The following is a 24,761-nucleotide window of genomic DNA, read 5'->3' as shown; positions in this document are numbered from 1 at the left end:
CAATAAAAAGACCACCATAATCCGGTGGTCTTTGTTTTATTCAGTAACGATGATAATCTTCTTATCAGCGTTTTTGAGTTTTGTATCATTATCGTAAATAGCTTTCAGATCATAATCTATTCTTATGGAATGATCATCAATCTGTTTTACCCAATCATGTTTACCTGAGATTGATTGTATTTTATTTTCAAATTTTAAGGTTGTACCGATCTTTTTGAAAAACATTACCATCATCCCGGCTACTTTCTCAGCTTCTTCCTTTGAGCTTTTGGTTTTGACAGCCTCTTCAATACTTCTAAGATTAAAATTTTCTGTATCGATGGTGAGTGTTTTTCCATCCCAGCTATTGTATATATTTTGATCTAAAGGGATTTTTTCGGTCTTTGTAAAACTTTTTAAAACCAAATAATCTTCTGCAGTAAAATGTTCCATTTTAAAAGAAAATCCTGCCAGCTTGTTGTCCTCCTTTGTGGATTTCATGAAAACTTTTTTCATGATTCTGATAGAGTCCGGATTTTCAGTTTTTAATTTTCCTTCCTTTTTGGCAAGATCATACATACTTGTCCAGGTAGTCGGAAGTCTGTCCATTTCCCCAAATTCCTTCTGCTTTAATGAATCCGGTGTCATCGCCATCATTTCAGCCATAAACTCCCTTGTATCAATATCGGTGACAGAAGACGACGCAGCATCTTTATGATAGACAATTTCAGAATTGATACTGCAGGATTGCAATATAAAAAGACTGATCAGAAATAAGAGGATGTTTTTCTTCATGGTAGATTTAAATACAAATTAATGGCAGTTAACGGCTCCGTTCGGATCTTTAATAATTGTCATGGCTTCTGCTTTCGGAGAAACATAGGGAATTCCGAGTTCAAGACCTCTCAGAATGAATAATCCTCCCAAAATAATCATAATCACAGGAACTGCTTTTAAAACTTTTACTCTGAAGGCCTGATTCATGAGATTTCCAGCCAGAACTATAGCGAACATGAACGGAAGGGTTCCCAAACCAAATAAAGCCATATATAAAGCTCCCTGCCATATCCCTCCTCCTGCGAGGCTGGCGGTAAGTGCCATATACACCATTCCACACGGTAAGAAGCCATTTAATACACCAGTCGTAAATCTTGAACGGTAATCTGCTTTCTGAAGTAATTTTCCCAAATTCATTTTTACGCTGTACAGAAACTTGGATAGGAAAGGAATTTTTGAAGCAAAATCTTTTCCACCAAATGAAAATACAGCCATAATGATCAGAAGAACTCCTGCCGTAATAGTGAGGTATTTCTGAAAGCCAGCCATTTCAAATCCTTGACCGATAATTCCGAGAAGTGCACCCAATAAGGAGTAGGTGAAAATTCTTCCGAATTGATAAGTAAGGTTCTGAAGATAGAAATTAGCTGACTGTTTTTTGGTTAATCCCATCGATAAAGCAATAGGTCCGCACATTCCGATACAATGAAAACCGGAAGCAAAGCCTAAAGCAATAGCCGATACAATAAGTCCTATTTCCATATCACATCATAATCCATTCGGTAGTCTGTTTTATCTTTTGTCCAACTTAATCTTAATGTGTAGTTTCCTACTTTCAATACCTGTGCAGGAATTGTGAAAGACTGGCTGGCATCAAGCTGTACAGATTTTTTAATGTCTAAATTCTGGTCGTCGGTTCTGTTTAAAACAAATTTTACCGTAGTATTTGAGTTATTATATTCTTTAGGAAAAGTAATTTTAATTCCTTGAGTATCCTGGCTGTATACAGGTTTTTCCTGAAGATCATCTGCCTTTTTCTTAGCATCAATCACATCCTGGTACTTCAACTCTTCTTCGTAATAATTATCGGTTACCATTTCAGAATTCTTCTGCCCGTTCGGGAAAAGAAACATCATGGATAATATAAAAACTATGAATGCTAATAGTGCAATTACAACACCATGTCCCCAACTAAAGTTCTTCATCTTTTTCTAATTAAAATTGCAGTTTAAATGGTCCTTCAAAATAAGTCTGATAAGAGTCTATCAATTTACCTTTCATATCGTAAACACCGATAGTAATATTTTGTTTAGAGAGTTTCATATCATTTTCCGGGAAGCTGATGTTGATCGTTCCTTTGGAAATTTTATCTCTGTCTACCTGAATCTTACTTGATGCACTATACGTAATTTCACCATGTGCAGGATCTATTACTTTGATGGTAACGATTTTTTTCTCGTTCGTTTTATTAAGGAAGGTATAATTATAAGTGTTGGTAATTTTACCGTCTCTCACAAAGAATGTACTTCCCGCAGGTTTGATGAATTTAGCCTCCATCTCACCACGGCTGTACAGAAGATATCCCAGGAATCCTACAAGAAATAACAGGAATATAGAAAACCCTTTCATTCTTCCTGTAAACTTGAACTGAGTTTCTTTTTCAATTTCGTTTTCAGAAGCATATCGGATCAATCCTTTTGGAAGTCCTACTTTTTCCATTACTTCATCACAGGCATCAATACATGCGGTACAGTTGATACATTCCAGCTGTTGTCCGTCTCTGATGTCAATTCCGGTAGGGCATACCACTACACACTGGTGGCAGTCGATACAATCTCCTTTTCCTGCAGCTTTACGATCTTCACCCTTTCTCCATTTTGCTCTGTTTTCTCCTCTTTTGAAGTCATAGAAAACATTGATAGTGTCTTTATCTATCAATACGCCCTGAAGTCTTCCGTAAGGACAAACCAATGTACAAACCTGCTCTCTGAACCACGCAAATACAAAGTAAAATGCTGCGGTAAGAAGAATCATTACAATAAAATTGGTAGGATGTGCAAATGGCCCTTCTCCAACAATTTTAAATACTTCCTCATATCCTACGATATACATGAACATAAAGTGGGTGATAATGAGTGAAATGATGACATAAATACTCCATTTCAAACTTCTTTTCCAGATCTTCTCACTGTTCCACTCCTGTCTGTCCAGCTTCATCTGCTTATTTCGGTCACCTTCAATCAGATATTCGATTTTACGGAATATCGATTCCATAAAAATTGTCTGAGGGCAGATCCACCCGCAGAAAATTCTTCCGAACGCAATCGTAAAAACAATAATAAAGATTAAAGAGGCAATAGCACCTAAAGTAAGGATAAAAAAGTCCTGTGGATAGAAAGGCTGTCCAAAAATGAAAAACTCCCTGTCTATTACATTAAACATCAGCAATGGGTTTCCATTGATTTTGATGAATGGTAATGTAAAATAAATAATTAATAGTAAATAGCTTACAATGTTTCTATAGTTGGTGTACTTTCCTTTAGGTTTTCTTGGAAAGACCCATTTTCTTTTTCCGGATTGCTCCATTGTCCCTATAGAATCTCTGTAAGTCTCAGGGTCCAGAACCTGTCCCTGTCCGCCGCGTACTTCTATATCTTCTATGTCTGACATATGTAATAGGTTTTAAAAAAGAAAAAACATAATTCGTTACTATTTTAATCTAATAACAAATTATGTTTTTTCATATGTTTTCTAATTTTTTAAATTATTCTTTTTCCCAATGTGCTTCGGTTCCCTGAGGAGCTGCTCCTCCCTGAGCCGGAGTCACTGGTGGTTGTTCCTGGTTGATGTGATATACATACGCTGCAATCTTCTCAATTTCTGCTCCTGAAACTTCTCCGTTTTTACCGAAGGCTCTCATGGCAGGGTTAGTAGGAGAACCATTCCAGTCCATGTGGAATACGTTTTTGAATAACGTTTTCTCAGGCTGGTTGATCCAGTAGTTATCAGTAAGGTTTGGCCCGATACCTCCACTACCGTCTTCTTTGTGACAAGATGCACAGTTTGTTTTGAATAATTCTTTACCTTCTGCAATGTTATCAGCTGAATACTTAGCTGTTTCAATCGTTACAGGAGGCTGAGATTTCTGATATTCTTCAATACTTGCCAACTGCTCTTTATATTCTTTTTCATATTCGCTTAACGGGTGAGCGAAGTCTGTGAAAGAGTAAGCTGCAATATATACAATACAAAAAGCGGTCCCAAAATAGAATAAACCTACCCACCATTTCGGTAATTGGTTATCCAGCTCCATGATTCCGTCGAAACCGTGGTCGATAAGGATATCCTTTTCTTCAGAAGCCGATTGCTTTTTGAAAGCACTTTGGTACAATCTTTTGAAATAAGGAACTTTCTTTTCAGCTAAATATGCTGCCTTTTCCTCAGGAGATAATTTCTTGAATTTGTTGTTCTCAATTAGGTCTCCGATAGCTCCATGAATGTAAGCCAGGATACCAGCGATCACAACAGTTCCCCAGAAGTAAGGTGAAGAAAGGAACGCGTAGCTCTGTACAAATAAATAATAAAAAACTATTAAAAGTCCGATTATTATTAAGATGTTTATAACAACAGGTGTTCTTTGTTTCATAAAAAATAGTTTAATTTTTTAAATTAAAATCGTCATCTTCATCATCCCCAAGAGGTGCCTCTTCTTCTTCTTTGTAATATTTTTTAGGTCTGCTAAAAACATAGATTACTAAAGCTATGAAGAACAGCATAAAGAAAATCAGAGCCAGTGTCTGGTAGAAGCCAGCATTTTCAGTATTGGATAATATATCTTTAAAGTTCTGAGGAATCATAGTATGAACTTTTTAATGTTTTTTAGTTATTACTTGCTGTTTTGATTTCAGTTGTTTTGATATCTGTACCTAATCTCTGAAGATAAGAAATAAGAGCTACAATTTCTTTTTTCTCTAGTTCTCCCTGAGGTCTCTTAGCATAAGCCTGCTTAAGGTCATTAGCTTCAGAGAAGATATCTTTCACAATTTTTGCTGATTGGTTGTTTGCCCATGTGTCTGCAGAATCAATTTCAGCCTTAGTATAAGGTACATCGAATACATTCTTCATCAGCTTCATCTTGTCTACCATCTTAGTTCTGTCTAAGTCAGTAGCAATTAACCAAGGGTAACGAGGCATGATAGAACCAGCAGAAGTAGATCTTGGGTTATACATGTGCTTGTAGTGCCAAGAACTTGGGTTTTTACCACCTTCTCTATGTAAATCCGGTCCTGTTCTCTTAGAACCCCATAGGAATGGTCTGTCGTATACGAATTCTCCAGCTTTGGAGTACTGTCCGTTTTTACCGTTGAATCTTGTAATCTCATCTCTGAACGGTCTGATCATCTGAGAGTGACAAGCGTTACATCCTTCACGGATATAAATATCTCTACCTTCAAGTTCCAGCGGTGAATAAGGTTTTACCGCAGAAATCGTAGGTACACTTTTCTTAAGAGATAGTGTTGGAATAATTTCAATTGAACTACCGATTGATATCGTGATGAAAGACAGGATACCTAATAATACCGGAGTTCTTTCCAGCCAAAGGTGAGTACCTTCTCCTTCTTTTCTGTTTTTGCTGATGTTTGCCAACGCTGGAGCTTCAGCAGGAACTTCTTTTTGGAATGATCCTTTTCTTACTGTAGCAATTACGTTTACAATCATCAGGATAGATCCTGAGATATAGAATAGACCTCCTACAAATCTCATTTTGAAGTAAGGAATAATTGCCGTTACCGTATCCAGCCAGTTTTTCCATAATAAGGTTCCATCCGGGTTGAACTGCTTCCACATTAATCCTTGTGTAAATCCTGAAATATACATTGGAACTGCATAGAAGATAATTCCTAAAGTACCTAACCAGAAATGCCAGTTAGCTAATTTTACAGACCAAAGTTTTGTTCTCCACATGATTGGTACCAGGTAATAGATAACCCCGAATGCCATGAAACCATTCCATCCAAGAGCTCCTAAGTGAACGTGACCGATAACCCAGTCTGTAAAGTGACCAATTTTGTTGATGTTTTTAGTTGCCAAAAGCGGTCCTTCAAACGTTGCCATACCATAACAGGTAACAGCTACTACGAAGAACTTAAGGATAGGATTTTCTCTTACTTTATCCCAAGCTCCTCTCAGCGTAAGAAGACCATTTAACATACCTCCCCAGGATGGTGCAATAAGCATGATAGAGAAACCTGTTCCTACCGCCTGAGCCCAAGCCGGAAGAGCTGTATACTGAAGGTGGTGAGGACCAGCCCAGATATATACGAAAATTAATGACCAGAAGTGAATAATAGACAGTTTATAAGAGAATACCGGTCTGTCTGCAGCCTTCGGAAGGAAGTAATACATTAAACCAAGAACCGGAGTCGTCAATACGAATGCAACCGCATTGTGTCCATACCACCACTGTACAATAGCATCTTTTACCCCCGCATATGCTGAATAAGATTTCCAGCCTGTGAAAGATAAAGGTACTTCAAGGTTGTTGAAGATGTGAAGCATTGCTACTGCAATCCAGGTACCGATGTAGAACCAGATGGCTACATAAAGGTGTCTCACTCTTCTCTTAGAAATAGTCAGGAACATATTGATACCAAAAATGATCCATGAGAATGCGATCAATATGTCGATCGGCCACTCGTGTTCAGCATATTCTTTAGAGGTATTAATCCCCATAAAGAATGTAACGAACGTAGCAACGATCATAAACTGCCAGGTCCAGAAATGTAACCAAGACAATGTGTCACTGTACATTCTTGTTTTTAATAATCTCTGTAATGAGTAATAAATACCCGTGTAAACAATGTTACAAACGAATGCAAAGATTACGGTATTGGTGTGCAGCATTCTGATTCTACCAAAACCAAATGCACCATGAGTGTTTATTAACCCTTCAATATTACCAGATGCCAAACTTTTAATGGTTGTGTCATCCGTCCCGAAAAAGAATTCAGGTAATTCAGGGTAGAAAAGCATTAATGCCGCCGTAAGCCCGAACGTAAATCCAATGAGACCGAAAACTAAGGTCGCATAAAGGAACGCACGGACAATACTATTGTCATAACTAAACTTCTGTGTTTCCATATCAACTATTCACTATTTTTCTCAATTTTTATTATTTTCTCCTATTTCTTTATCGTCTTTATTTTTGTTGCCGGTTTCATCTTTTTCTTCGACTTTTTCGTCATCAAAAAGGATTCTGACAGCCGGAGATTCATCATCTTCAAACTGTCCTTTTCGGGCATACACTATAAATACGACCAAGAAAATCGCAGCCAAAGAAACACTGCAGAGGATCATTAAATATAGAATATCCATTGGACAACAAAATTAACCTATTTTCGGGGTTCAAATTTAGTGAAAAATAATGACATTCATCACGAAATGCCGATTTCAGCTAATTTAAAATCAGTCTAAATAAGGGCTTTTACGCCTGTTTTTTGAAATATTTACGACCTAAAATCCAGGTTGAAAGTGTAGTAAAGGTAACCACTGTAATCGAACTGATTGGCATGATGATTGCAGCGAAAAGCGGATGCATATGCCCTGTAACAGCGTAACTTAAACCAACAATATTGTACAGAAAACTGATTATAAATGTCATTTTCACAATCGTGATGGAACCCTTACAAACGTTCAGGTAATTGTCCAGAGTAACTACTTTATCTCCGTTCATGATGACATCGGAAGATGGGGTAAAACTATTCGTGTCGTCAGCAATAGCAATTCCCACATTACTTTGTTTTAAAGCTCCTGCATCATTAAGTCCGTCTCCTAGCATTGCGACTTTTAAGTGCTGATCCTGAAGGGATTTGATGTAGTTTAACTTGTCTTCCGGGCTTTGATTAAAGGCCATTCCTTTGTAATTAGGAATAAGCTCTTTAAGTTGATTTTCTTCTGAGGAATTGTCTCCGCTCAGGATAAATATTTTGTAGTGGGTAAGTTTTGTGAAAAGTTCTTTCAGCTTCGGGCGGTATTCATTTTTAAAGATGAATTTTCCTAAATATTCTCCGTTTTTACTGATGTAAACCGCCGTTTCAAGGTTTTTAGGCTCCCGGTTGTTATACCTTGCGGAACCAATTTTATATAGGTTTCCTCTTACGCTTGCTTCGTATCCTTTTCCGGAGATTTCAACGAAATTTTCTACCGGGAAATAATCATCATTGACTTCAAAGAACTCATACAATGATTTTGAAAGCGGGTGATTGGAATTTTTTAATAAAGTTTTGATATTCAAAGAGTCAAATTCGCTGATCTCAGATCCTTCGTATTTGATGTTTGATTTCTTTCTGTGTGTAATGGTTCCTGTTTTGTCAAAAACAATCGTATCAAGTTTCGCGATTTTTTCAATCGTTAAAGTATCTTTTACGTAAAACTTATTTCGGCCTAAAATTCTCATAATGTGACCGAAAGTGAACGGAGCAGACAAGGCAAGTGCACAAGGACATGCAATAATCAGAATCGCAGAAATAACCTGAAACATAATTTTTAAATCAATAAAATACCAATAAGTTCCTGCGACTAAAGCGATACCTAAAATAATGAATGTGAAATATTTGCTGACGTTATTCGTAAGAGTATCGAGACCTGTTTCGTGTTTTTTAAATGCCTCTTTATTCCAAAGCTGAGTTAAATAACTTTGATCTACGTTTTTAATCACTTCGAGCTCTAAAGATGATCCTATCTGCTTACCTCCGGCAAAAATCTTATCTCCAGGCTGTTTGCTGATACTTTCACTTTCTCCGGTAATGAAACTGTTGTCGATATTACCTTCTCCGTTGATCAGAATAGCATCTACCGGAATTATTTCCTGATTCCTAACCAGAATTCTATCACCCACTTTTATTTCAGATAGTAAAATATTATCCTGTTTACCTTCGAAATCTACCTTGGTTACAGCAATCGGGTAGAAGGATTTGTAATCTCTGTCATAGGATAGTGCACTGTACGTCCTTTTCTGGAAAATTTTCCCGAGAAGCATAAAGAATAAAAGTCCACAAAGAGTGTCAAAATATCCTGGACCATAATCTGTTACCACTTCATAGATACTTCTTCCGTACAGAACAAAAATTCCTAAGACAATCGGAACGTCAATATTGACAATCTTATTTTTTAAACCGTACCATGCGGATTTATAATAGTCTGAAGCTGAATAAAATACAACAGGTGTTGCCAGCAGGAATATCAAAGTTCTGAATAAACCTCTGTAATGTTCCATCCAATAATCTTCCCCTCCAATATATTCCGGAAAGGCAAGGAACATTCCGTTACCAAAAGCAAAGGCAGCAATGGCAAATTTTACTAATAAAGATTTGTCAAGATGATCTTCATTTTTATCAGCGGTTTCAAGGCTGATTACCGGTTTGTATCCTAGATTGGTTAAGAATTTAGCGAGTTCGCTTAATTTCAGATCGTTATGGTTGAATGAAATCTGCAAAGTCTTCCTTGTGAAGTTTACCTGCGAATATTTAATGTGCTTATTTAATGTATGAAGGCTTTCCAATAGCCAGATACAGGAAGAACAGTGAATGACAGGGATTTTGAAAGTAACAAGACTGGTGCTTCCTTCAGAGAAATCAGTAACTTTCTCAAAAATTTCCGGCGTGTCTAAGTAATCAAATTGAGAAGAATTTTCATCATTCGGACGAATTCCTGCTCCTTTATTAAGCTCATAGAAATTGCCTAAATGATTTAAATTTAGAATCTCGTAAACAGATTTACATCCGTTACAACAGAAAGTCTTTTCATCAAATAAAATTCTCTCTTTTTCTATCCCTTGACCACAATGAAAACAGTTCTCGCTCACCCCATAAAATATTGAACTACAAAATTATAACAAATTTTTTTGTTTATCGTGTTAAAAAGTTCTATTTTTGTGATAAATATCATATAAAATGCCGCAGGAACAACAGATAGCAATTGAAGAGAGGTTCGCCAGAGTTTTTAATGATAAATCATTTAAAGAAAGACTTTCTAGCGCAGATTTTGAAAAATACATTAATGGCAAGAAGAAACTGAGTTTTCAGAAGCATGATACTATTTTCGAGGATGGCGAAACTCCAAAAGGAGTGTTTGTCCTGGAAAAAGGTGCTGCCAAACTTTCGAAATCAGGAGCGTTCGGTAAAGATCAGATTTTAAGATTTATCAAAGAAGGAGATATCATCGGCTATCGTTCTTTGCTTTGCGGGGAAAATTTCCAGGCCAAAGCAGAAGCAATGACAGATATTGAATGTGTATTTTTACCTGCAGATATTTTCATGTATCTTTTGGAGGTAGACCCACAATTGTCTTTTGTAATGCTTCAGAAAATCTCATACGAACTAGGAGAATCTTCCAATACCATTACTTTCCTTGCACAAAAAACGGTAAGAGAAAGACTGGCAGAAATTCTTTTGCTGCTGGAACAGAAACTGGGAGTAGATCCTGAAGGCTTTATCAAGATCTCATTAACGAGAGAAGAGATAGCTAATATCATCGGTACTGCTACTGAAAGTGCCATCCGCCTGATCTCGGAATTCAAACAGGATAGCCTGATTGAAGTGGACGGAAGAAATATCAAGATCTTAAATCACGACAAACTCATGAAACTCGGTCACGTAGTTTTATAATCATACAAAAACTTAAGTCGGCTCAAGGCCGACTTTTTAACTTTTAAAAATAGATAAATTATGTCTGTTCACTCTGAAATTAAAAAAGTTACAACTGAAACCTTGCGTAAAATGAAATTCGACAAGGAGAAAATAACAATGCTTACAGCCTATGATTTTACCACGGCGAAGATGGTAGACGCAGGTGGAGTAGATGCTATTTTGATTGGAGACTCTGCAGCGAATGTAATGGCTGGTTTCGAAACTACATTACCCATTACGCTGGATCAAATGATTTATCATGCTCAAAGTGTGGTAAGAGGAACCGACAGAGCTTTGGTGGTAGCGGATTTACCTTTTGGAACTTATCAGAGTAATCCTGAAAAAGCACTGGAGTCTGCGGTAAGAATGATGAAGGAAGGAGGGGCGCATGCTGTAAAAATTGAAGGTGGAAAAGAAATTTCCAAGTCTATCAAAAAAATTATCAATGCCGGAATTCCTGTAATGGGGCATTTGGGATTAACGCCACAGTCCATTTATAAATTCGGAACTTATAAAGTAAGAGCTAAAGAAGAAGCAGAAGCTGAAAAACTGATTGCTGATTCTCAGCTTTTGGAAGAGCTTGGCTGTTTTTCTATTGTGTTGGAAAAAATTCCTGCTGATTTAGCCAAGAAAGTAACTGAAAGTATTTCTATTCCTACCATCGGAATCGGTGCTGGCGCAGATTGTGACGGACAGGTTTTGGTGTATCATGATATGGTGGGAATGAACAAAGGTTTCAGCCCGAAATTCTTAAGAAGATACCTTGACCTTTACACAGAAATTACAGGAGCCGTTTCTCAATACGTGAAAGATGTGAAAAATGTAGAGTTTCCAAACGAAAACGAAAGTTATTAATCCATGCAGAACCAACAATCTATCCAGGGAATATTATCTATTGCAGCTTTGATTTGTCTGGCCGTAGGATGGTTTAATTTATTTTCCCCGGAAATCAATCATTTGCTTTCAAGAAAAGTATTTTATGTTCTGATTGGAGCGAGCTTTTTTATTCAGGCTCCATTGCTTACCAATAAGAATTTTGTTTATGCCATGTATGCTGCAGCGGCTATCTGTGTATTCGGAGCGTTTATTCCGGAAGGCTCAAAACTTTCAGCTGTTAAAACGGTAGGCCTTCTTGCAGGGATTATCCTGTCTTTATCCAACAGAAGAAGATAGACGGAACAAGTATGAAGGAGCAGATTATATATGAAGACAACCATCTTCTGGTGATTAATAAAAAGGTGGGTCAGCTTGTACAAGGCGATAAGACCGGCGATGAATCACTATTAGAATCCATCAAGAACTTTATAAAAATAAGAGATGCTAAGCCGGGAAATGTTTTTCTCGGCTTGGTTCATCGTATAGACCGCCCAACTTCAGGACTGGTGATCTATGCAAAAACTTCCAAAGCACTTTCCCGTTTGACACAGATGGTGAAAAACCGTGAAGTGAAAAAAACATATTGGGCAGTTGTAGGAAAAGAAATGATCCCGCAAAGCCAGAGACTGGTGCATTATTTAAAGAAAAATGAAAAAAATAATAAGGCTATTGTCTTTCCGAAAGCTACTGAAGGGGCGAAAGAAGCTATTCTTACCTATCATGTGATCAAAACACTGGATAATTATCTCCTTCTTGAAATTGATCTTGAAACCGGAAGGCATCATCAGATCAGAGCACAGCTGTCCAAGACCGGAGTTCCGATTAAGGGTGATCTGAAATACGGAGCACCACGTTCCAATCCTGATGGAGGAATCAATCTTCACGCCAGAAAGCTGGAGTTTATTCATCCTGTTACCAAAGAAAATATTGAAATAACAGCTCCCGTGCCGCAGAATGATGCGATCTGGAGAGCTTGTGAGGAATAACTAAAGATTTTTAGTTAATTAAAGGCAAACATAAAAGTCCGTCTCAATTTTGAGATGGACTTTTTCTTTATTATCATTTCAGATTTTGCGCATTCTAAAAAAATGTCTAACTTCGTTCCCAACTTTAGGGGTGTCTGTTACCAACAGACTGAGACTTACCCTTTGAACCTGATCTGGATCATACCAGCGTAGGGAAAAGTAGATGACTTTTGCTGTACATTCTATTGTACAATAATGGCCATTCCTAAAGTATATTTAATTTATTAGGAATGGAACTTATAATCAACCACACCCGAAAAACATTTGATGTACTTCCTGCAAACCTGGAAGCATTACTGGCTATTGAGTTACCCGGAAAGAAAAAAGGTATTGCTGTAGCGCTCAACAACCGAATTATTCCGCTGTCAGTCTGGGCGGAAACCATTCTCAAAAACAACGATTCAGTTTTAATCATTACTGCCACTCAGGGCGGTTAATTCTCATATTTAATACCAAAAACTTATGGCTCACTCCATTACATGTTCGCCATTTCCGAACTCAAAGAAAATCTATATTGAAGGTACATTACATCCTATCAATGTAGCAATGCGTGAAATACAGCTTAGCCCAACCAAATTGACCAATGGCGGCTTTGAACATAATGCTCCGGTAACGATTTATGACACTTCAGGTCCTTATACCGATGAAAATGCGGTTATTGATATTCAGAAAGGGCTTCCAAGAATCAGAGAACAATGGATTCTGGACAGAAATGATGTGAATATCTTAGACGGAATTACTTCTGAATACGGGAAAGCCCGTTTAGCTGATCCACTTTTAGATGAATTGAGGTTCTCTTATGATCATAAACCTAAAGTAGCACAGAAAGGAAAAGAGGTTACCCAGCTTTACTATGCCAAACAGGGAATCATTACTCCGGAAATGGAATATGTGGCGATCCGGGAAAATCAAAGAATAGAACAGCTGGAATCAGTGTCTAAAGAAATGGCTTTTCAACATCCGGGACACAGTTTTGGAGCCAATACTCCAAAAAGCAAGATCACTCCGGAATTTGTAAGGGACGAAATTGCTGCGGGAAGAGCGATCATTCCCAATAATATCAACCACCCGGAAAGTGAACCGATGATTATCGGAAGAAATTTCCTGGTAAAGATCAATGCCAATATCGGAAACAGTGCTGTTTCATCCAGTATTGAAGAAGAAGTAGAAAAAGCAGTATGGGCCTGCCGATGGGGAGCTGATACCATTATGGATCTTTCTACCGGGAAAAATATTCACGAAACAAGAGAGTGGATTATCAGAAACAGTCCGGTTCCTATTGGTACTGTTCCGATCTATCAGGCATTGGAAAAAGTAAAAGGTGTTCCTGAAGATCTGACATGGGAAATTTTCAGAGATACCCTTATTGAACAGGCAGAACAGGGAGTTTCGTACTTCACTATTCATGCAGGTGTTTTGTTGAGATATATCCATTTAACAGCAAAAAGAGTGACCGGAATTGTATCCAGAGGAGGATCTATTATGGCAAAATGGTGTTTATTCCATCATAAAGAAAGTTTCCTATACACTCATTTTGAGGAGATCTGCCAGATCATGAAAAAGTATGACGTGGCTTTCTCTCTTGGTGATGGCCTTCGTCCCGGATCTATTGCAGATGCTAATGATGCCGCTCAGTTTGCAGAACTGGAAACTTTAGGTGAACTGACAAAAATTGCATGGAAACACAATGTACAGGTAATGATTGAAGGACCAGGCCATGTTCCGATGCACATGATCAAAGAAAATATGGAAAAGCAATTGGAAGAATGCCATGAAGCTCCGTTTTATACCTTAGGCCCATTGACCACTGATATTGCACCGGGCTATGATCACATCACTTCAGGAATCGGTGCAGCCATGATCGGATGGTTTGGATGTGCGATGCTTTGCTATGTAACTCCGAAGGAACATTTAGGGCTTCCGAATAAAGACGATGTAAAAGTTGGAGTAATAACCTATAAGCTGGCGGCTCATGCTGCAGATTTGGCTAAAGGTCATCCGGGAGCACAGTACAGGGACAATGCATTGAGTAAAGCCAGATTTGAATTCAGATGGGAAGATCAGTTCAATCTTTCATTAGATCCAGAGACAGCAAGAGCTTATCATGATGAAACACTGCCCGCAGAAGGAGCAAAAATTGCTCATTTCTGTTCCATGTGCGGACCGAAATTCTGTTCCATGAAAATTACACAGGAAATTCGTGAATCAGCAGAACAAGGAATGCTTGATAAATCACAGGAGTTCATCGAAAAAGGGAAAGAAATTTATATATGATCCTGGTCATTACTCCTGAATTGATTGTCCCGAACGAGACAGATTTCATTAATCAGATGTTTCAGGAAGGTCTTGATCTGCTTCACATTCGTAAACCATGGATCAGCCGGAATGAAATGATTGAATTTATCACTCAGATTGATGAATCTTTTTATACACAGCTGGTTTTGCATACGTATTATGACCTTGGGAAAGAATTTACTATTTCAAGGTTTCATTTCAGAGAGATTGATCGACAGGAAGAAATGTATAAGTCTTTTGCGAAAGAAAATACCATTTCAACTTCTGTACATGATATTAAAACCTACAATACTTTGGAAAAAGAATGGGAATATGCTTTCATAAGCCCGTTCTTTCCAAGTATCTCCAAAAAAGGATATGGATTGAATTCTACCATTAAAGAAGAAATAAAACATCGGAACAATCCGGATGTAAAATTGATTGCTCTTGGAGGAATTCATCAGGATAATATTCATGAAGTTTTCGATTCAGATGCTGATGGAGCAGCTTTATTAGGTGCAATCTGGGAAAGTGAAGAACCTTTAAAAGTATTCAAAAAATGCAGGAACGTCCTTATGTCATAAGTATTGCAGGCTTCGATCCCAGTGGCGGAGCAGGCTTATTATCAGATAGCAAAACTTTTGAGCAATCAAAGGTGATGGGACTTGGAGTGTGTACCGCATTAACATTGCAAACTGCTTCGAAATGCCTGAGTTTAGAATGGCGGCCTATACATGAAGTAACTGAAGCGATTCAGGTACTGATGGATAATTATTCCGTTTCAGCCGTGAAAATTGGAATAGTGAAGGATGCCGAATTTCTGGGTAAGATTGTAAAAACAGTTCAAAAAGGAAATCCTGAAGTGAAAATAGTTTGGGATCCCGTTCTGAAAAGTACTTCTGAATTCGCATTTTTTAACCTTGAAACACTTCCTCAATTAAAAAGTACGGTTAATAAGCTTAGTTTAATAACTCCTAATTATAACGAATACCACATTTTAAGAGGAGATAATCTTTTGCCGGATACAAATCAATGCTCATTACTGATCAAAGGAGGACACCGGAAAGATCATTTGGGAACGGATATTTTAGTTGAAAACGAAAAAGAAACTTTTTTACTCCCGTCCGAAGACAATACAATCTATTTTCCTAAACATGGTTCCGGCTGTGTTTTATCTTCAGCAATTACTGCAGAACTTGCGAAAGGCGAAAATATGGAGAAGGCATGCCGAAACGGAAAACGATACATCGAAAAATTTTTAAAAAGCAATCCCTCTTTATTGGGAGCGCATTCATAGAAAACATGGAAAAATTACAATACATATCACAAGGAAATACCCTGCAGGAACAGGAACTTTGTATTCGGAAAGCCTTAGACAACGGGATCAAATGGGTACAGGTTCGATGGAAAAATGCTCCTGAAAACGAATTAATCAATCTTTGTGAAATTTCAAAACAACTTTGTTCAGAATATCAGGCGGTTTGTATTATCAATGACCATGTACAAATAGCCAAAGAAATAGATGCAGATGGTGTTCATTTAGGATTGAACGACAGTGCCATTGAAGAAGCAAGACTGATCTTAGACGAAAATAAAATAATTGGAGGAACGGCTAATACCCTTTCAGATGTCATTCAGAGAATCAAAGAATCTTGTGATTATATAGGTTTAGGACCATTGAGATTTACTACAACCAAAGAAAAACTAAGCCCTGTTCTGGGGTTTGAAGGCTACCAGGCTATCATTGATGGATTAAGAGAAAAATCAATAGACGTTCCCAAAATATTTGCCATCGGAAGTGTTACTCTCGAAGATATTTTACCGTTACAGGAAATCGGGATTTATGGTGTTGCTGTATCCGGACTTATTACCAGGCAGCCGACTATTATTAACGAACTAAAAAAAGTAATGATATGAACAATCAGAAATTAGAAATAGCAGGAAGAACTTTTGAATCAAGACTGTTTTTAGGAACAGGAAAATTCGGAAGTATGAGAGATATGGTGCAGTCTGTTATCGCATCAGAAACCAATATGGTGACAATGGCGCTTAAAAGAATTGATGCTCAATCCAGTGAAGACGATTTGCTTGATTCATTAAAAGAAACCAACGTTCACCTTCTGCCTAATACTTCCGGAGCAAGAACCGCCAAAGAAGCTGTATTGGCAGCTCAATTAGCCAGAGAAGCACTGGAAACCAACTGGGTAAAACTGGAAATTCATCCGGATCCAAAATATTTACTTCCCGATCCAATTGAAACTCTATATGCCACGGAAGAATTGGCTAAATTAGGATTTATTGTCATGCCTTATATCCATGCCGATCCTGTTTTATGCAAACGTCTTGAAGATGCCGGAACAGCTGTAGTAATGCCGTTGGGGGCACCCATTGGAACCAATAAAGGATTGAGAACTCAGGACTTTCTGGAAATAATCATCAGTCAGAGTAATGTTCCTGTAGTGGTAGATGCCGGAATCGGGGCACCATCAGATGCTGCAAAAGCAATGGAAATGGGAGCAGATGCCGTTTTGGTGAATACTGCCATTGCTGTAGCCAGAAATCCGTTGAATATGGCTGTTGCTTTTAAAGAAGGTGTGATTGCAGGAAGAAGAGCCTTTGAATCTGGATTGGGAGCTATTGCCAACCATGCTGAAGCTTCAAGTCCGCTTACTTCATTTTTATTTGAATAAATCAAACTTATGAAAAGCTTTAAAGATGTTTTTGAAAACTATCAGTGGGATGAGGTGAAGAATAAGCTTGAAAAAGTAAGTCTGGCAGATGTAAGATACAGTCTTCAGAAAAAAAATAAAACTCTGGACGATTTCCTGAATCTCCTTTCACCAGCTGCCTCTCAGGAACTGGAACTTATGGCAGGAATGACGCAGATGCTTACCCAAAAACGATTTGGAAAAACCATTCAGCTGTATGCACCGCTGTATCTCAGTAATGAATGTCAGAATATCTGCACCTATTGCGGATTCAGTCTTGATAATCATCTGAAAAGAAAAACCCTCTCCGATACGGAACTGATGATTGAAGCATCTGTTCTGAAATCAATGGGAGTGAATCATGTGCTGCTGGTGAGTGGTGAAGCCAATAAAATAGTAGGAGTTCCTTACTTTCAGAATGCTGTCCGTAAGTTAAAGCCTCATTTTTCCAACATTTCCATTGAAGTTCAGCCCTTATTGGAAGAAGAATATAAGTTGCTTCATGAGGAAGGAGTACATTCCGTTTTGGTGTATCAGGAAACCTATCATCAGGATGTTTACAGAGAATATCACCCAAAGGGTAAAAAATCTAACTTCCATTTCCGTCTGGAAACTCCCGACAGGGTAGGAAGAGCAGGAATTCATAAAATTGGACTAGGAGTTCTTCTTGGACTTGAAGATTGGAGAGTTGACAGTTTTTTTAACGCATTACACATTGATTATCTTCAGAAACAATACTGGAAAAGTAAATTTTCTGTTTCCTTTCCAAGACTCAGACCGGCAGAAGGGATTATTGAACCTAATTTCATAATGGAGGACAAAGATCTTCTTCAATTGATCTGTGCGTATAGAATCTGGAATGAAGACCTTGAAATCTCCATTTCTACCAGGGAAAGTGAAGTGTTTAGGAATAATATTGTTTCTCTGGGAGCAACCGCTATGAGTGCAGGTTCAAAAACAAACCCCGGAGGATATGCGGTGGATAAAGAATCTCTGGAACAGTTTGAAACCAGTGACGAGCGAAGTATGGATGAAATTAAAATCATGATTAAAAAAGCAGGTTATGATCCTGTGATGAAAGATTGGGATTCCGTATATAATGGATTTTGAAATTTTAAAGCCATTAAGGATTTTGAAGGAGTGAAGTTGAATTAATAAAAATCGGAGATTTTTAAGATAGTATCTTTTTAAAGCGAAGCTTAACTTTCCTAAAAAAGCTAAAGAAACTTAATGGCTCAATTATCATAAAGTATGAAAAAAGAAGATTATTTTTCACGGTACAGCCGGCAGATATTTATTGAAGAAATAGGATTGGAAGGACAAAAGAAAATAAGTTCATCCAAAGTTCTTGTCATTGGGGCAGGAGGTTTGGGAAGTCCTGTTATTCAATATCTGGCTGCTGCAGGAGTAGGAACTTTAGGTGTTGCAGATTTTGATGAGGTTGAACTTCATAATCTGAACCGGCAGATTATCCATACCGAAAACAGAGTAGGATTATCCAAAGTGAAAAGTGCTGAAACCTTTGTTGGAGAACTCAATCACCAGATTACATTCATCGGTATTGAAGAAAAAATCAATGAAAATAATGCAGAGGTAATTCTGTCTCAATATGATGTTATTGTTGACGGCTCAGATAACTTTTCAACAAGATATCTGGTAAATGATACCTGCGTGAAACTGAAAAAGGTTTTGGTTTATGGAAGTATTTTAGGGTTCTCAGGACAGGTTGCTGTATTTAATCATAGTGGAAGTAAAAATTTACGGGATATTTTCCCTGAACCGCCTTTCGATGAGGATGTTCCCGATTGTGACAGTCTTGGTGTATTAGGAGCTCTTCCCGGAATGATAGGCAGCATGATGGCTCTTCAGGCATTAAAAATTATCATAGATCTTCCGGTGAGTGTGAATCAAATGACATTGGTAGATACGATGAAGTGGAGATTTCAGACGATAGATTTCTGAAGTAAATGTAAACACTAATATCACTGATATTTTACCAAATAACACCATTTTAATATCAATAGAAAGAGGCAGTAAAATGATTACTGCCTCTTTTATTTATCTTGGAAAGGATTATTGTGCCTGCTGCATTACGCCACCGTTATCCTCTTTTTTAGTCTGGTTAAGGATATTCGGATCCTCTTTTGCCAGTTTATTTCTTGTCGGAATTTTGTAGTTGATAGAAAATCCGAAATTTCTTGTATCATATTTACTGCTGATCATTACAGGAGTTCCTGATGGAGGATTAGAACGTACCTGCATCATCTGTCCGTTGAAAATATCATTCGCAAAAACAGAAAGTGTCAGACGGTTGTTCATAAACTTTTTCGTCAACGTAATATCAAGCGAGTTGTTGAACGGTTTTTCTGCCGTAAAGTAGAAATATCCTGCTTTAGGTGTCAGATAGCTGTAATTAGCTGTCATTTTGATGTCCTTAGGCAAAAGAATTTGCGTCATGATATTGAAAATCCAGAACCCTTTATTATTCAGATTGTCAATTTCATGTTTCTGATAACCGGCATATAAGTACATGAAGTTAATTTTATCAGGGTTGAAATCAAACTTCATAATCTCACTCATAGGCTTACTGAAAATCATGAAAGGAATCGGCAATCCCACGTTGAAGTTGTGAATTTTCATATTTGAAATATTCACCTGCTCGTTGTAGAGTTTTCTTCCGTCTTTTCGGATGATCTGTGCCACCTGATTGCTTGCCGAACTTACACTATATCCGATAAATGCATAATCAAAAGCTGAAATTTTCAATTCATAATTATCAAAAATAGTAGGTTGTAGATTCGGGTTACCGTTTACTTCTGTACTGGGTCCTGAGAACGTCACGTTGTTCGGGTTAAGGGCAGAAATACTCGGCAGACTGATTTTTCTGTTGTAATTCGCGGCAATATAAACCTGATTCATCATGTTATACTGCACGCTTGCATTAGGGAAAAATTTAAACTTATTGAAAGGAATTAAATTAGCCTCTACCAGTTTTGCATCTTTATCAAAATATCTTGTTACTCCGGAAATATCATAGTTCTCAGCACGGGAGCCTAATGTGAAATCAAATTTTTTCAATTTAGCCTGAAACTCTAAGTAGGTAGAAGCTGTCTGTCTTTGATATTCCAGATTGGTCAGACCAAAACTTTTTGTATCATAATCCTGTCTTTCATATAACCCACCAAAACTTACCTTTCCGCCATCAAGAAGTTTGATTGGCTGTGCATAATCTACTTTCAGGTTCGCGATATTCATCACAGATTTATTGTTCAGAATATCTTTTAATCCGTTGGTAGGACTATCAAGAGGTTCATTGGGATAGTTTACAAATGTTCCATCCTGAAAATAATTATCCTGAGAAAACTTGCTGTCTGATTTTGTATACCCAAACTGGAAATCAAGTTTTTGAGATTTGTCAGCAAAACGTTTCTGATACGTTACCACGGCTTCCTGTCTTAAAGTATTGGTATGGGCAACATCCGAAGAAGTGTAAAAAGCTTCTCTTAAATCCTTCGGGTTTCTCTTGAACGGTAGATCTCCATGTCCGTCACTTAAAGTATAGTTATCATTATTGTTGTGATAAATATCGTAGTTCAATAATAATCTGTCCTGTCCTAAATCAAAAGTCAATCCGGATTTTGCAAAATATCCGCGTGCATATCGATCGGTATGGCTGTTCAAAAGTTCATCCTGCTGGCCATTCAGCATACTTTCACGGTAATTCTGCCCAACATTCAGCTGCCACCCGAAATATTTATTTCTGGCGTTTAAGTTAACAGAGTTTGTGGTTCTGCTTCTGAATTTATCATAATTCGTGAAAGAATAATTTCCAGAATAGGTAGCAGTTAAATATTTATTAGCGTTTTTGTTGGTGATGATATTCATAATTGCACCTCCGGAAGTGGCTGGAAACTCAGCACCAGGCTGAGTGATCACTTCAATCCTTTCTACAGAATTGGCAGGCATTCCTTCCAGGAAGGAGTTCAGTTCATTGGACGTAATATTCAACGGTCTTCCGTTAAGATATACTTCCAGCATTTTTCCCTGATACATCATCCCTGCGATGTCGGTAGATACAAGCCCGGGAAGTTTTTTAATTCCTTCCAGAACGTTTCCGTTATTGAGCTGAGGTTGTTCAGAAAAATCAAAAATAGTACGGTCCGCCTTTTGTTCAACGGCTTTTTTAGTTTTGGTGATCACTACACCTTCAATTTGTTTCTCTTTAGGAGTGCTATTGGTCTTTTCCTGAGAGAAAACCAGCATAGAACTTACCAGAGATAAAGCGAATATAGTTTTTTTCATAATGTTTTTACTACTATTCGGTTAGACGATGAAAAATAAATTTTGTTACAGTCAGCACAGTAATTTATTTATTTTAATGAAGAAAATTCAATAAAATCATATTCTGCAGAAGAAGTAAAAAGTTGTCTTAATACAGCCGCATGGCCATTTCCTGCAATAACAAGAATTCTGTCTTCATTATTATGAGGAATGTTTTGAATATTGCGGAACATTCTCAGGTTCCTGCTGTACCAATAGAGAGCAAGCATATCTGCACCATCATATTCTCTCAGTTTAAAATCTCCGCTCAGATAAGCCCCATATCCATATTGATGGCTTTCTTTGGAATTCATATAAATAAAAGTGTCTAAGAGCGATTTGAAATTTTTAGGTTCAGAACTCTTGAAAAACCTGTTAAATTGTTGAGAAATTGCATCATTACTTCTAAAATCATACTCTTTGCTGAGGGTATTAAAAAATGTAGAATCGCTTTTTCCAAACTTCTTCTGAAGATCATCCCAAATACATTCCGCATCAATGCTGAACAGTTCTTTTATTTTAAGGTCCCTGGCGATTCTCATAGCAAGCTGATAACGTTCGTCTCTTTTGTCCCGGTGTTTGCCGTCATTGTATTCCTTAAGCTTTTGATTAGCATTCCAGCTTGGCCAGGCCTCAATTGCAATTTTTGTTGGCTTAAATCTTTTGATATATTCTACAAGCTCGGTGACTTCATTTGAAGTTTTAGGAGAAAGTACATCTATCTGATCTTCTGTATTGATTTTATTGGCATCAAGATTTGGGTAATCAAAATGAAATGATCCGACAACCAAAACTTTTGTCTTTGGATTTTTAAAATAATCGGAAGGTTTTTTTTGAGCAAACACTGATGTAGACATGAATACAAGAAAAATATAAATAAAAGTTTTCATGATTTTATTTTTTAATTACTATTACATTATTATTGTGCACGGTTTTTCTCTTCGAAATTCACCGTTCTGTTATTTGATTTTACTTTCTGATTTCCAAAATTATAAGTGATGCTGAGTGACATTCTTCTGGCATCCCAATAGTTGTTGAATGACTGTGTGTTATCGGTAAAGTACATATCAGCCCTCAATCCGGATTGTCTGAAAATATCACTCATTGAAAGATTGACCTGAAGTGCCTTTTCTGCAAAGCTCATCTTTAATCCTGCATCCAGACTTGCACTGTTTTTCGCAGAAAAATATCCGTCTCTGGAAGGAAGGTTGTTCCAGTAGTTGACAAATAGCATGAATGTTTTTGCTTTATTCAGCTGGAAGGTGTTGTTCAAAGAAAAATAAAATGACTGTCCATTTTTAGCAACCAGATTGAATCTTGTAATCTGAGTTTCATTATAGCTGAAGGAAGTAGAGATATTACTTTCCCAGATTTTGAAATAGGTGTTCGTATAATTGAGATTGATTCCGTAAACATTCTGACTATAATAGTTTTCATAGGTACTGACAAGGTTAATCCCATTCAGAAAGGAAATCTGGTCAAAATTATTCGTTGTTCTCTGATAATAAAGATTGGTAGAAAATTTACTTTTAAAAATATAATTGAATTCGATGTTATGATTGAAAGATGGCTGCAGACTTGGATTTCCTGTATAATACGTATTGGGATTAGAATACCATCGGAACGGATCTAAAGCTCGGAAGTAAGGCCGGTTGATTCTTCGTGAATAATTAATACTGAACTGATTGTTTTCATTGGCTTTATAAGAGACATAAGCTGTTGGGAAAAACTTTCCGTAATTATTCTCCGATTTTGATTGCGTAGTAGGAGAGAAGCCGCTGGTTTGTGAATATTCATAACGAAGTCCGGCCTTTAAAGACCATTTTTCACCTAGGTCCTTACTGGCACTGATATAAGCTGCATAATTCTTTTCATCATAATCAAAAAGATTACTCTTTGCCGGATCTATGATATAATTCCCATTGGTGAAATTAAAATATTCTATATCTGAATTATTAGAAAACTGGCTGTATTTCGTACCTGTTTCCAATTGAATTTTTTTGAAATTTAAAGTCAAGTCTGCTTGTCCGGAGTATATTTTATAATCTACCGTAGAGCGATTTCTAACGATCTGAGTGGCATTAGTGGCAAGATTTTTTGTTGTAAAATTAACTTCAGTATCGGGCAAATTTCCATAATAATTAGATCCGAAACTAAGTTTATGTTCACCCAGTTTTTGATCAAAATAGAGATTAAGCATTTGGGTAGTAAAAGGAGACCGATGCTTTGAATCTGTCTCTGTTTGCAAAGTAGACGTACCATCTGTAAAGTAACTTTGTGTCGAATTGATATCCATATTGGTATGTCCTTTTGTAATGTCGTATACCAATCCTATATTGGAATTTTTAGAAAGAGAATAGTCGAAATTGGCATTCAGCCCAAGTCCGTCATTCATATCTCTTCTGTCATCCTTGCTGACAGAAGAATTTTGGCCGATAATATTATATTTTTCTACCGATCTTTTATCTCCGTCATATCCCGTCACCTTTACAGAAGCTTTTATCTTCTCGTTTTGATAATTTACTCCTGCCACACTGCTGAAACCGGCATATGTTTTTTGAGTATAATTGGAATTCAGATAGCCGCTCCATCCAAGATTCTGATTCTTTTTGAGGATGATATTAATAATTCCGCTGTTTCCCTGAGCTTCATATTTAGCAGGTGGAGTCGTAATCACTTCTATTTTCAAAATATTTTCAGAACGAATATTTCTCAGATAATTGATGAGTTCTGATCCGGAAAGATTCAGCATCCGGTCATTCACCATTACAGAAACCCCATTCTTTCCGGCAATAGAAAGAAGTCCTTTGTTTTCATCCACCTGCAATAAAGGAGTTCCCGCCAGAACCTCAGTCCCTGAGCTTCCCTGTGAAAGCATTGAGTTCTGAACGTTGTAAACAAGACGATCCACTTTACGTTCTACCAGAACTTTTTTACCATTCACCGTCACTGCTTCAATTTTGTTGACGTTAATAGTGTCTTTTGTTTGTGCTGCTGTTAAAGAACAAATCAAGGTAGCTATAAATAAAAAATCTTTTTTCATGGAATATTAATGACAGATTAAAATAATGGTTGTGTTAAATTTCTCTCACAAAAGTATTGGAAGGGCTTCTGAA

Annotated in this window: 24 protein-coding genes and 1 riboswitch; of the genes, 12 read left to right on the top strand and 12 right to left on the bottom strand. The window is 37.3% G+C overall.

The features are described 5' to 3' along the window. Window positions 1–36 precede the first annotated feature (36 nt). From DEU39_RS20890 to DEU39_RS20850, 9 genes are all read right to left on the bottom strand, one after another. Window positions 37–774, bottom strand: coding sequence for a hypothetical protein (locus tag DEU39_RS20890; protein WP_120233249.1), 738 nt, complete (start codon window positions 772–774; stop codon window positions 37–39). An 18-nt stretch (window positions 775–792) separates the two neighbouring features. Continuing rightward, on the bottom strand, window positions 793–1,518 hold the full coding sequence (locus tag DEU39_RS20885; RefSeq protein ID WP_120233248.1) for a sulfite exporter TauE/SafE family protein: 726 nt from the start codon (window positions 1,516–1,518) through the stop codon (window positions 793–795). Next, the gene (locus DEU39_RS20880; protein ID WP_034692611.1) at window positions 1,509–1,961 is read right to left on the bottom strand and encodes a FixH family protein; all 453 of its coding nucleotides are present in this window, start codon (window positions 1,959–1,961) and stop codon (window positions 1,509–1,511) included. Before DEU39_RS20880 ends, DEU39_RS20885 begins: the two co-directional genes overlap by 10 nt. A 10-nt stretch (window positions 1,962–1,971) precedes the next feature. Continuing rightward, on the bottom strand, window positions 1,972–3,426 hold the full coding sequence (gene ccoG, locus DEU39_RS20875) for a cytochrome c oxidase accessory protein CcoG (RefSeq protein ID WP_062676012.1): 1,455 nt from the start codon (window positions 3,424–3,426) through the stop codon (window positions 1,972–1,974). A gap of 94 nt (window positions 3,427–3,520) precedes the next feature. Further along, a complete protein-coding gene (locus DEU39_RS20870; protein ID WP_062676011.1) occupies window positions 3,521–4,402 on the bottom strand; it encodes a cbb3-type cytochrome c oxidase N-terminal domain-containing protein in 882 nt (293 codons plus the stop codon). 10 nt (window positions 4,403–4,412) lie between these two features. Continuing rightward, window positions 4,413–4,613: a cbb3-type cytochrome oxidase subunit 3 gene (locus DEU39_RS20865; protein WP_002983870.1), complete on the bottom strand. Its 201-nt coding sequence runs from the start codon at window positions 4,611–4,613 to the stop codon at window positions 4,413–4,415. Between the two features lie 22 nt (window positions 4,614–4,635). Further along, window positions 4,636–6,897, bottom strand: a complete 2,262-nt coding sequence (gene ccoN / locus DEU39_RS20860; protein WP_062676010.1) for a cytochrome-c oxidase, cbb3-type subunit I — start codon at window positions 6,895–6,897, stop codon at window positions 4,636–4,638. 21 nt (window positions 6,898–6,918) lie between these two features. Beyond that, window positions 6,919–7,131 carry a cbb3-type cytochrome oxidase assembly protein CcoS gene (gene ccoS / locus DEU39_RS20855; RefSeq protein ID WP_062676009.1) on the bottom strand — a complete coding sequence of 71 codons (213 nt, stop codon included), beginning with the start codon at window positions 7,129–7,131 and terminating at the stop codon, window positions 6,919–6,921. A 109-nt stretch (window positions 7,132–7,240) separates the two neighbouring features. After that, window positions 7,241–9,619, bottom strand: coding sequence for a heavy metal translocating P-type ATPase (locus DEU39_RS20850; protein ID WP_120233247.1), 2,379 nt, complete (start codon window positions 9,617–9,619; stop codon window positions 7,241–7,243). 88 nt (window positions 9,620–9,707) lie between these two features. Between DEU39_RS20850 and DEU39_RS20845 the strand changes: the two genes are divergently transcribed. The 12 genes from DEU39_RS20845 (at window position 9,708) to DEU39_RS20790 (ending at window position 19,287) form a co-directional block, all read left to right on the top strand. Then, window positions 9,708–10,421, top strand: a complete 714-nt coding sequence (locus DEU39_RS20845; RefSeq protein WP_034692595.1) for a Crp/Fnr family transcriptional regulator — start codon at window positions 9,708–9,710, stop codon at window positions 10,419–10,421. 60 nt (window positions 10,422–10,481) lie between these two features. After that, entirely contained in the window at window positions 10,482–11,297 is an 816-nt protein-coding gene (gene panB, locus DEU39_RS20840; RefSeq protein ID WP_120233246.1) for a 3-methyl-2-oxobutanoate hydroxymethyltransferase, read from the top strand. Between the two features lie 3 nt (window positions 11,298–11,300). Next, window positions 11,301–11,615 carry a hypothetical protein gene (locus DEU39_RS20835; RefSeq protein WP_047377337.1) on the top strand — a complete coding sequence of 105 codons (315 nt, stop codon included), beginning with the start codon at window positions 11,301–11,303 and terminating at the stop codon, window positions 11,613–11,615. 11 nt (window positions 11,616–11,626) lie between these two features. Continuing rightward, window positions 11,627–12,304 (top strand): RluA family pseudouridine synthase, encoded by a 678-nt coding sequence (locus DEU39_RS20830; RefSeq protein ID WP_047424699.1) that lies wholly within the window; start codon window positions 11,627–11,629, stop codon window positions 12,302–12,304. A gap of 116 nt (window positions 12,305–12,420) precedes the next feature. Continuing rightward, window positions 12,421–12,516, top strand: a riboswitch (TPP riboswitch). 57 nt (window positions 12,517–12,573) lie between these two features. Beyond that, entirely contained in the window at window positions 12,574–12,780 is a 207-nt protein-coding gene (gene thiS / locus DEU39_RS20825) for a sulfur carrier protein ThiS (protein WP_120233245.1), read from the top strand. A 25-nt stretch (window positions 12,781–12,805) separates the two neighbouring features. Next, window positions 12,806–14,617: a phosphomethylpyrimidine synthase ThiC gene (gene thiC / locus DEU39_RS20820; protein WP_120233244.1), complete on the top strand. Its 1,812-nt coding sequence runs from the start codon at window positions 12,806–12,808 to the stop codon at window positions 14,615–14,617. Beyond that, the gene (locus DEU39_RS20815) at window positions 14,614–15,201 is read left to right on the top strand and encodes a thiamine phosphate synthase (RefSeq protein ID WP_120233243.1); all 588 of its coding nucleotides are present in this window, start codon (window positions 14,614–14,616) and stop codon (window positions 15,199–15,201) included. The genes thiC and DEU39_RS20815 overlap by 4 nt, the downstream gene beginning before the upstream one ends. Beyond that, complete coding sequence (locus tag DEU39_RS20810; protein ID WP_120233242.1) at window positions 15,177–15,914, top strand: hydroxymethylpyrimidine/phosphomethylpyrimidine kinase; 738 nt, start codon at window positions 15,177–15,179, stop codon at window positions 15,912–15,914. The genes DEU39_RS20815 and DEU39_RS20810 overlap by 25 nt, the downstream gene beginning before the upstream one ends. A gap of 5 nt (window positions 15,915–15,919) precedes the next feature. Beyond that, window positions 15,920–16,534: a thiamine phosphate synthase gene (locus DEU39_RS20805; protein ID WP_062676002.1), complete on the top strand. Its 615-nt coding sequence runs from the start codon at window positions 15,920–15,922 to the stop codon at window positions 16,532–16,534. Further along, window positions 16,531–17,307 carry a thiazole synthase gene (locus DEU39_RS20800; protein ID WP_120233241.1) on the top strand — a complete coding sequence of 259 codons (777 nt, stop codon included), beginning with the start codon at window positions 16,531–16,533 and terminating at the stop codon, window positions 17,305–17,307. The genes DEU39_RS20805 and DEU39_RS20800 overlap by 4 nt, the downstream gene beginning before the upstream one ends. A gap of 9 nt (window positions 17,308–17,316) precedes the next feature. Continuing rightward, entirely contained in the window at window positions 17,317–18,435 is a 1,119-nt protein-coding gene (thiH, locus tag DEU39_RS20795) for a 2-iminoacetate synthase ThiH (RefSeq protein WP_120233240.1), read from the top strand. A gap of 141 nt (window positions 18,436–18,576) precedes the next feature. Beyond that, window positions 18,577–19,287: a HesA/MoeB/ThiF family protein gene (locus tag DEU39_RS20790; RefSeq protein ID WP_120233239.1), complete on the top strand. Its 711-nt coding sequence runs from the start codon at window positions 18,577–18,579 to the stop codon at window positions 19,285–19,287. 111 nt (window positions 19,288–19,398) lie between these two features. Here the strand turns inward: DEU39_RS20790 and DEU39_RS20785 are convergent, their stop codons facing one another. From DEU39_RS20785 to DEU39_RS20775, 3 genes are all read right to left on the bottom strand, one after another. After that, window positions 19,399–21,627 (bottom strand): TonB-dependent receptor domain-containing protein, encoded by a 2,229-nt coding sequence (locus DEU39_RS20785; protein ID WP_120233238.1) that lies wholly within the window; start codon window positions 21,625–21,627, stop codon window positions 19,399–19,401. Between the two features lie 68 nt (window positions 21,628–21,695). Beyond that, complete coding sequence (locus DEU39_RS20780) at window positions 21,696–22,535, bottom strand: DUF5694 domain-containing protein (protein WP_120233237.1); 840 nt, start codon at window positions 22,533–22,535, stop codon at window positions 21,696–21,698. Between the two features lie 29 nt (window positions 22,536–22,564). Beyond that, window positions 22,565–24,688: a TonB-dependent receptor domain-containing protein gene (locus tag DEU39_RS20775; protein ID WP_120233236.1), complete on the bottom strand. Its 2,124-nt coding sequence runs from the start codon at window positions 24,686–24,688 to the stop codon at window positions 22,565–22,567. Window positions 24,689–24,761: the final 73 nt, after the last annotated feature.

It is taken from the genome of Chryseobacterium sp. AG363 (genome assembly GCF_003610675.1).
GTDB classification, from domain to species: Bacteria; Bacteroidota; Bacteroidia; order Flavobacteriales; family Weeksellaceae; genus Chryseobacterium; species Chryseobacterium cucumeris.
Note: the sequence above shows the minus strand (reverse complement) of the source record. Positions and strands in the feature narration are given on the sequence as shown.

What these genes read in the sequence shown, in the direction of transcription:
- DEU39_RS20890 (WP_120233249.1), bottom strand. Translation starts at nt 774, where the DNA reads ATGAAGAAAAACATCCTCTTATTTCTGATCAGTCTTTTTATATTGCAA.
- DEU39_RS20885 (WP_120233248.1), bottom strand. Translation starts at nt 1,518, where the DNA reads ATGGAAATAGGACTTATTGTATCGGCTATTGCTTTAGGCTTTGCTTCC.
- DEU39_RS20880 (WP_034692611.1), bottom strand. Translation starts at nt 1,961, where the DNA reads ATGAAGAACTTTAGTTGGGGACATGGTGTTGTAATTGCACTATTAGCA.
- ccoG (WP_062676012.1), bottom strand. Translation starts at nt 3,426, where the DNA reads ATGTCAGACATAGAAGATATAGAAGTACGCGGCGGACAGGGACAGGTT.
- DEU39_RS20870 (WP_062676011.1), bottom strand. Translation starts at nt 4,402, where the DNA reads ATGAAACAAAGAACACCTGTTGTTATAAACATCTTAATAATAATCGGA.
- DEU39_RS20865 (WP_002983870.1), bottom strand. Translation starts at nt 4,613, where the DNA reads ATGATTCCTCAGAACTTTAAAGATATATTATCCAATACTGAAAATGCT.
- ccoN (WP_062676010.1), bottom strand. Translation starts at nt 6,897, where the DNA reads ATGGAAACACAGAAGTTTAGTTATGACAATAGTATTGTCCGTGCGTTC.
- ccoS (WP_062676009.1), bottom strand. Translation starts at nt 7,131, where the DNA reads ATGGATATTCTATATTTAATGATCCTCTGCAGTGTTTCTTTGGCTGCG.
- DEU39_RS20845 (WP_034692595.1), top strand. Translation starts at nt 9,708, where the DNA reads ATGCCGCAGGAACAACAGATAGCAATTGAAGAGAGGTTCGCCAGAGTT.
- panB (WP_120233246.1), top strand. Translation starts at nt 10,482, where the DNA reads ATGTCTGTTCACTCTGAAATTAAAAAAGTTACAACTGAAACCTTGCGT.
- DEU39_RS20835 (WP_047377337.1), top strand. Translation starts at nt 11,301, where the DNA reads ATGCAGAACCAACAATCTATCCAGGGAATATTATCTATTGCAGCTTTG.
- DEU39_RS20830 (WP_047424699.1), top strand. Translation starts at nt 11,627, where the DNA reads ATGAAGGAGCAGATTATATATGAAGACAACCATCTTCTGGTGATTAAT.
- thiS (WP_120233245.1), top strand. Translation starts at nt 12,574, where the DNA reads ATGGAACTTATAATCAACCACACCCGAAAAACATTTGATGTACTTCCT.
- thiC (WP_120233244.1), top strand. Translation starts at nt 12,806, where the DNA reads ATGGCTCACTCCATTACATGTTCGCCATTTCCGAACTCAAAGAAAATC.
- DEU39_RS20815 (WP_120233243.1), top strand. Translation starts at nt 14,614, where the DNA reads ATGATCCTGGTCATTACTCCTGAATTGATTGTCCCGAACGAGACAGAT.
- DEU39_RS20810 (WP_120233242.1), top strand. Translation starts at nt 15,177, where the DNA reads ATGCAGGAACGTCCTTATGTCATAAGTATTGCAGGCTTCGATCCCAGT.
- DEU39_RS20805 (WP_062676002.1), top strand. Translation starts at nt 15,920, where the DNA reads ATGGAAAAATTACAATACATATCACAAGGAAATACCCTGCAGGAACAG.
- DEU39_RS20800 (WP_120233241.1), top strand. Translation starts at nt 16,531, where the DNA reads ATGAACAATCAGAAATTAGAAATAGCAGGAAGAACTTTTGAATCAAGA.
- thiH (WP_120233240.1), top strand. Translation starts at nt 17,317, where the DNA reads ATGAAAAGCTTTAAAGATGTTTTTGAAAACTATCAGTGGGATGAGGTG.
- DEU39_RS20790 (WP_120233239.1), top strand. Translation starts at nt 18,577, where the DNA reads ATGAAAAAAGAAGATTATTTTTCACGGTACAGCCGGCAGATATTTATT.
- DEU39_RS20785 (WP_120233238.1), bottom strand. Translation starts at nt 21,627, where the DNA reads ATGAAAAAAACTATATTCGCTTTATCTCTGGTAAGTTCTATGCTGGTT.
- DEU39_RS20780 (WP_120233237.1), bottom strand. Translation starts at nt 22,535, where the DNA reads ATGAAAACTTTTATTTATATTTTTCTTGTATTCATGTCTACATCAGTG.
- DEU39_RS20775 (WP_120233236.1), bottom strand. Translation starts at nt 24,688, where the DNA reads ATGAAAAAAGATTTTTTATTTATAGCTACCTTGATTTGTTCTTTAACA.